Consider the following 7,098-nt stretch of genomic DNA (forward strand, 5'->3'; position numbering starts at 1 on the left):
GCTGGAACAGCACGCCAACCCGCATGTCGATGCGCAGACGCTCGGCATCATCAGCCTTCTCGATATCGACGCCGAACAGCCTGATCGTGCCCGACTGCTTGCGTGTCAGGCCGAGAATGGTGCGCAGCAGAACGGATTTGCCAGCACCCGAGGCGCCGACAAATCCAAGGATTTCGCCGCGCCTTATGTCGAGCGACAGTCTGTCGAGGATAAGCTTGTCGGCAAAGGAAACGCTGATGTCGTGCGCGGAAAGCACGATATCGCCCTCGCCCGCGTCATCCGCCAATGCACCCGCCCTTTTCCTGTTTCGCAGCTTCATCTCAGAACTCGATCGCTGCGTAGAACATGGCAAAAAGCCCGTCGAGGATGATGACGACGAAGATCGACTTCACCACCGAAGCGGTAACATGCTGGCCGAGCGATTCGGCGCTGCCGCCGACCTTCATGCCTTCGACCGAGGCAATCGTGCCGATGATCATGGCCATGAACGGCGCCTTGATCAGGCCCGCAAAGATGGTGCTGAGATCGATGGCGACGCGCAGCCGGTCGATGAAGGCGGCGGGCGGGATGTCGGAATAGAGCCAGGCAGCCAGGATGCCGCCGCCGAGTGCGGCGAAATTGGCGATGATGGTCAGGCACGGCAAGGCGATGACCAGCGCCACGAGCCGCGGAAAGACCAGGACGCCGATCGGGTTGAGCCCGATGACCTTCAGCGCGTCGACCTCCTCGCGCATCTTCATCGAGCCGATCTCGGCGGTGATCGCGCTGCCGGAGCGGCCGGCGATCATGATCGCCGTCATCAGCACGCCGAGTTCGCGCAGGATCAGCACGCCGACGAGGTCGACGACGAAGATATCGGCGCCGAAATAGCTGAGCTGATAGGCGCCCTGCTGGGCGACGATGGCGCCGACGATCGCCGACATCAGCACCACCACCGGAATGGCGCCGACGCCCATACGGTCGATCTGGTTGAAAATCGCCGCCGGGTTGACGGCATGGCCACGGCCGAGCTTCATCTGCGCGCCACGGATGGTGGCGCCGAGGATGTTCATCGAGGCCAGAAAATCGTCGCGCATCTCGTAGACCCGGCGGCCAACCGCCTCCAGCGCGCGAATGACGATGTTGGGCGGTCGCACCGGGCCGGATTCGGGTTCGCGCCGCACGGCCTCGCCGACAGCTTCGAGCAGGATCGAAGCGATCTCGCTCTGGCCTTGCATCTGGATTTCGACACCCTTCTTCTCGAAGGCGCTGACCAGCCGGTCGATCAGCCAGGCGCCGGCAGTGTCCATCTTCTCGATCTTGGAAACATCGAGCGCCAAGATTTTGAAGCCGCTTCGCTTTTCGATCTTGCGCATGTCGGCGTCGACGAGTGCAACGGTCCGTGTCGTCCAGATTCCGGAGAAAGCGCAGCCAAGAACGCCGTCCTCCTCGCCGATCGCCACGCGCGGTTCGTGGTCAGCCTCCCCTGCGGTCGTGCCGCTTGCGTCGCGCTTGCCGATGGTCAACATGGCGTCCTGTTTAGCCTGACGGGTCTGACCTGTCGATTTGCCGACAACGCTTGTCGCACAGCAGGAGCAGAAAAATATGGCGCGTGTCATTTCGGTCGAGGCCGAGCGTTTTCCCATCGCCGGAACCTTCACCATTTCGCGCGGTTCCAAGACCGAAGCCGAAGTGATCTCCTGCACGATCAGCGACGGCGGCCATTTCGGCCGCGGCGAATGCGTCCCCTACAAGCGCTATGGCGAGACGATTGAGGGCGTGCGCGAGGCGATCGACGCCATGCGCGGCCGGATCGCCGATGGCATCAGCCGCAGCGCCTTGCTCGATGCCATGCCGGCCGGAGCCGCCCGCAACGCCTTAGACTGCGCCCTATGGGATCTGGAGGCGAAGCTCAGCGGAACATCGGTGGCGGTTGCGATAGGTGCTGTTCCCTTGCAGGCGCTCGAAACCGCCTACACGCTGTCGCTGGGCGAGCCGGAGGCGATGGCGGCGCAGGCCCGCGCCAATGCGGCGCGGCCGCTGCTCAAGGTCAAGATCGGCGGCGACAACGACATTGCCCGCATCCGGGCGGTCAGGCAGGCAGCGCCAGACAGCCGCATCATCCTCGACGCCAATGAGGGCTGGAGCGACGACAACATCGTTGCGAACCTCGCCTTTGCCGCCGAACAAAGCATCGCGCTGATCGAACAGCCGCTGCCGGCCGGTCATGACGAGATCCTGCGCCATATCGCCCATCCGGTGCCGATCTGCGCCGATGAAAGCGTGCACGAGGCTAAGAATCTCGAAGCGCTTGTCGGTCTTTACGATGCCGTCAACATCAAGCTCGACAAGTCGGGGGGCCTGACGGCGGCACTGGTGCTGCGCGATCGCGCCCGCGAACTCGGTTTCGGCGTGATGGTCGGCTGCATGGTCGGCACCTCATTGGCGATGGCGCCAGCGGTGCTGCTTGCCCAGCATGCCGATTTCGTCGACCTCGACGGTCCGCTGCTGCTTGCCCGCGACCGGGTACCGGGCCTTGTCTACCAGGGATCGCTGGTGTCACCGCCCGATACGGCGCTCTGGGGCTGAGCGCGCAGCAAGGCCGATCAGCGCCAGTCCGATCAACGCAATCGGGATCATGGCAAAGAAGCCGTCGACACCGAGACGGTCGTAGAGCGGGCCGGACGCCAGCGTCACCACCGCCATGAAGAAGCCGTTGGAGAAATAGGCAATGCCTTGCGCGGCACCTGTCCGCTCCTCGGAGATCGTTTCGCCGATCATCTTCTGCAGCCCGATCAGCCCCAGCGCCACCGAGACCGAGTGCAGCGACTGGACAGCGAAGAAGCCGGGAATGCCGAGGCCGAGCGGCCAGACCAGCGGAAAGGCGATCCAGCGCACGATGGAGCCGATTCCGGCCATCACCATGACCGACACGACGGAGAACCGGCCGAAAAAGCGGGTGAACATCATGAACATGCAGACTTCCGACACCACGCCCCAAGCCCATAAGAGACCGACTACCGAATCGCCGAGGCCGATCGACTTCCAGTAGATGGAGACGAAACCGTAGAGGAATGCGTGGCTGGCGGTGATGACGCCGACGCCCGTGGAAAAATACAGGAAATACGGGTTGAGAAGCTTCGGCGCTGAATGCTGGATGTCGGTGGCCGACAGCGGCGAGGCGCGCCGCGGACGGCCAAGGCGCGGCGCCAGCAGGCCGGCGGCAAGGGCGGCGGCAAACGCCACCAGAATGATAACCGGAACGGCTTGTGAACCGGTTACCGACAGAATGAAGCCGCCGGCGATATTGGCGAACAAATAGGAAATCGAGCCCCATTTGCGCATGCTTGTGTAGTTCGAACCGAAGCGGCGGACACCCGAAAGAGCCAGCGAATCGGCGATCGGCGAATGCGGCGTCCAGACGATGGTCAGCGTCAGCGAGACCGCCAGCACCATCGCATAGGTGGGTGTCAGGAAATAACCTGCCGACAAAAGCAGCGACGCAGCCATCAGCGCGACATAGACATCGGCGCGGTCCCTGGCACGGTCGGCCAGCGCGGTCAGCAGCGGCGTCGTCACCACGCGCAGGAACATCGGCGCCGCCAGAATGACCGCGATCTGCTCGGCATGAAAACCCTTGGCCTGCAGCCACAACGGAAAATACGGCAAATGCGTTCCGAGCGGCACGAAAAGCGTCGCGAACATCAGGCTCATGCGCAGTTCGAAATGGCGCGGCTTGACGAGTTGTTCGGGCGAGAGCTGCGGCAGGGACATGAATCGATCCAATCGCGCTGTATTCGGCCGGAGGGCAACGCGTATCGATCCCTTAACATGGACGAAAACCGGACGAAACCGGTTGGACTAATTGATTGATTCCGAAGCCGAAAGGACTTCGGACTAGGCCGCCTGCCCTACCCGGTCCTCGATGAGCAGCGGGATAAAGGGCTCGTCCGGCACCTCGGGCAGCACCTGCGCCCAAGTCAGGATTTCCATGCGGCCGTCAAAATGCTCGACCACAGCCGTACAACTTTCCACCCAGTCGCCGGTGTTGATGTACTGGACATCGCCAAAATTTTCGATGACGGCATGATGGATGTGGCCGCAGATGACGCCATCGACATGCGAACGGCGCGCCTCGTCGGCAAGCATGGTCTGGAACGAGCCGATGAAGTTCACCGCCTTCTTGACGTTGTGCTTGGCCCAAGACGAAAAGGACCAATAAGGCAGGCCGAGCAGCTGGCGCAGCCGCGTCACCACGCGGTTGACCAGCATGGCCGCGTCATAGGCGTGGTCACCGAGATAGGCGAGCCAGCGCGCATTGTGGACCACGGTGTCGAACTGGTCGCCATGGATGACGAGCAGCCGCTTGCCGTCGGCGGTCTCGTGGATGGCGCGATCGGCAACGACGATGCCGCCGAAATGCACGCCCTGGAACTGGCGGGCGAACTCGTCATGGTTGCCGGCGATGTAGGTGATGTTGGCGCCCTTGCGCGCTTTGCGCAGCAGTTTCTGCACGACGTCGTTGTGGCTTTGCGGCCAATGCCAGCTCCGTCGCAGCCGCCAGCCATCAACGATGTCACCCACCAGATAGATGATATCGGCATCGTGATATCGAAGGAAATCGATCAGGAACTCGGCCTTGGCCGCCTTCGAGCCCAGATGGACGTCGGAAATGAACATGCTGCGGAAAGTGCGGGGCTCTTGGCCGGACATCGCGATTTCACCGTTGCTTTCGCGAGCCTATGCCCCGATTCATGCAACAATCGTATGACGGTTGCGATTGGTCCAGCCGAAGGACTAGCTTGCCGGCCAAATCACAGGAGAAATCGTCATGGATCTTGGTATCCGCGGAAAGAAGGCCATCGTCTGCGCTTCGAGCAAGGGACTTGGGCGCGGTTGCGCCGTGGCGCTGGCGGAAGCCGGCTGCGACGTCGTCGTCAACGGACGCAATGCCGAGCTGGTGGCGAAAACCGCCGCTGAGTTGCGCGAGCGCTATGGCGTCACGGTGACGGAAGTCGTCGGCGACGTCTCGAAGCCGGAGGTGCAGAAGGCGCTGCTCGTGGCTTGCCCCGAGCCGGACATCCTGGTCAACAACAATGGCGGACCGCCGCTTCGCGACTTCCGCACGCTCGATCGCGAAAAGATCCTCGAAGGCGTTACCCAGAACATGGTGACTCCGATCGAGCTCGTGCAGGCCGTGCTGGACGGCATGGCGGCGCGCGGCTTCGGTCGCATCGTCAACATCACCTCGCTGTCGGTCTATGTGCCCATTCCCGGCCTCGACCTGTCGTCCGGCGCGCGTGCCGGCCTGACCTCGTTCCTTGCCGGCGTGGCCAGAACGGTTGTCGACCGCAACGTCACCATCAACAGCCTTCTGCCGGGCAAGCTCGACACCGACCGGCTGCGCGGCCCGCATGAGGCCGGCACAGTCGAAAGCCCTCAGGCCGCAGCCGCGCGCAAGACCCGCATCAGCGCCGATGTTCCGGCCAAGCGGCTCGGCACGCCGGAGGAATTCGGCCAGATCTGCGCCTTCCTGTGCTCGGTCCACGCCGGCTATCTGACCGGGCAGAACATACCGGTCGATGGTGGTCTTTACGTCAGCGCCTTTTGATCAACTTATCCGTGAAACGGTCGGATCCGTCCGTCAGACAATCGTTATAAGTATTTGATTGTTCAATACTTTCTACGCGCCGCCGGGTATTGCCGCCGGCGCGTCAATTAGCGTCGCGAAAAACCACGGCTGCATGCTAAAAGGGAATCTCCAGGCAGATTTCGAGGGAGCGGCCGCATGGAAGGCGAGAGCAAAAAGACGGCACGTTCGGACCTCGACGAAGCCGCCCTCTACTTCCACAAGCACCCAAGGCCGGGAAAGCTCGAGATACAGGCGACCAAGCCGCTCGGCAATCAGCGCGACCTCGCGCTCGCCTATTCCCCCGGCGTCGCCGCCCCCTGCCTGGAAATCCGCGACGATCCGGCGACCGCCGCCGACTACACCGCACGCGCCAATCTGGTCGGTGTCGTCACAAACGGATCGGCCGTGCTCGGCCTCGGCAATATCGGCCCGCTGGCCTCCAAACCGGTCATGGAAGGCAAGGCCGTCCTGTTCAAGAAGTTCGCCGGCATCGATGTCTTCGACATAGAGATCGACGCGCCCGCTATCGAGCGCATGGTCGAGACGATCTCGGCCCTCGAGCCGACCTTCGGCGGCATCAATCTCGAGGACATCAAGGCGCCGGAATGCTTCGAGGTCGAGGAACAGCTGAAGGCCCGCATGGGCATACCGGTGTTCCACGACGACCAGCACGGCACCGCCATCATCGTCGCTGCCGCCGTGCTCAACGGGCTGGAGTTCGCCGGCAAGACCATATCGGACATCAAGATCGTCACCTCCGGCGCCGGGGCTGCCGCCCTTGCCTGCCTCAACCTGCTGGTCTCGCTCGGCGCCAAGGTCGAAAACATCTGGGTCACCGACCGTTTCGGCGTCGCCTACAAGGGCCGCACCGATGAGATGGATCGTTGGAAAGACCCCTATGTGAAGGACACCGAGGCGCGCACGCTGGCCGACGTCATTTCGGGCGCCGACGTCTTCCTCGGCCTGTCGGCGGCAGGCGTACTGAAGCCGGAACTGCTCCAGCACATGGCGCCGAAGCCGCTGATCCTGGCGCTGGCCAACCCCAATCCGGAGATCATGCCGGAAATAGCGCGTGCAGCGCGTCCGGATGCGATGATCTGCACCGGCCGGTCCGATTTTCCCAATCAGGTCAACAACGTACTGTGTTTTCCTTACATTTTTCGCGGTGCGCTCGACTGCGGCGCCAGCGCCATCAATGAGGAGATGAAGATGGCGGCGGTGCGGGCAATCGCAGCGCTCGCACGCGAGGAACCTTCGGACGTCGCGGCCCGCGCCTATTCCGGCGAGACGCCGATCTTCGGCCCTGAATTCCTGATCCCTTCGCCCTTCGATCCGCGGCTGATCCTGCGCATAGCGCCCGCGGTCGCCAAGGCAGCCTGCGACACCGGCGTCGCGACGCGGCCGATCACCGACTTTGCCGCCTATATCGACAAGCTGAACCGCTTCGTCTTCCGCTCCGGCCTGGTGATGAAGCCGGTGTTCTCGTC

General features: G+C 63.0%; 7 protein-coding genes. 3 read left to right on the plus strand and 4 right to left on the minus strand.

Annotated features, from left to right (window positions below):
- Together EN994_RS11975 and EN994_RS11980 are read right to left on the minus strand one after the other, a co-directional pair.
- Positions 1-319, minus strand: a 319-nt coding sequence (locus EN994_RS11975) for an ATP-binding cassette domain-containing protein (protein WP_127307554.1), incomplete at its 3' end; no start/stop codon positions are given.
- A 1-nt stretch (position 320) separates the two neighbouring features.
- Complete coding sequence (locus tag EN994_RS11980; protein WP_063167913.1) at positions 321-1,508, minus strand: ABC transporter permease; 1,188 nt, start codon at positions 1,506-1,508, stop codon at positions 321-323.
- A gap of 76 nt (positions 1,509-1,584) precedes the next feature.
- On the opposite strand from EN994_RS11980, the gene dgcA reads away from it, so the two are divergent.
- Positions 1,585-2,568, plus strand: coding sequence for an N-acetyl-D-Glu racemase DgcA (dgcA, locus tag EN994_RS11985; protein WP_063167912.1), 984 nt, complete (start codon positions 1,585-1,587; stop codon positions 2,566-2,568).
- On the opposite strand, the gene EN994_RS11990 is transcribed toward dgcA, so the two are convergent.
- Both EN994_RS11990 and EN994_RS11995 read right to left on the minus strand, forming a co-directional pair.
- On the minus strand, positions 2,539-3,753 hold the full coding sequence (locus EN994_RS11990) for an MFS transporter (RefSeq protein WP_063167911.1): 1,215 nt from the start codon (positions 3,751-3,753) through the stop codon (positions 2,539-2,541). The genes dgcA and EN994_RS11990 overlap by 30 nt on opposite strands.
- A 123-nt stretch (positions 3,754-3,876) precedes the next feature.
- Complete coding sequence (locus tag EN994_RS11995) at positions 3,877-4,692, minus strand: UDP-2,3-diacylglucosamine diphosphatase (protein ID WP_082826451.1); 816 nt, start codon at positions 4,690-4,692, stop codon at positions 3,877-3,879.
- Positions 4,693-4,810: 118 nt separating this feature from the next.
- Here EN994_RS11995 and EN994_RS12000 point away from each other — a divergent pair, with 118 nt between their 5' ends.
- Positions 4,811-5,590 (plus strand): SDR family oxidoreductase, encoded by a 780-nt coding sequence (locus EN994_RS12000; RefSeq protein ID WP_063167910.1) that lies wholly within the window; start codon positions 4,811-4,813, stop codon positions 5,588-5,590.
- Positions 5,591-5,767: 177 nt separating this feature from the next.
- A partial coding sequence (locus tag EN994_RS12005; protein ID WP_281060147.1) for a malic enzyme-like NAD(P)-binding protein occupies positions 5,768-7,098 on the plus strand: 1,331 nt, incomplete at its 3' end.

The sequence above is a fragment of the Mesorhizobium sp. M7A.F.Ca.CA.002.09.1.1 genome, assembly GCF_003998555.1.
GTDB classification, from domain to species: Bacteria; Pseudomonadota; Alphaproteobacteria; order Rhizobiales; family Rhizobiaceae; genus Mesorhizobium; species Mesorhizobium ciceri.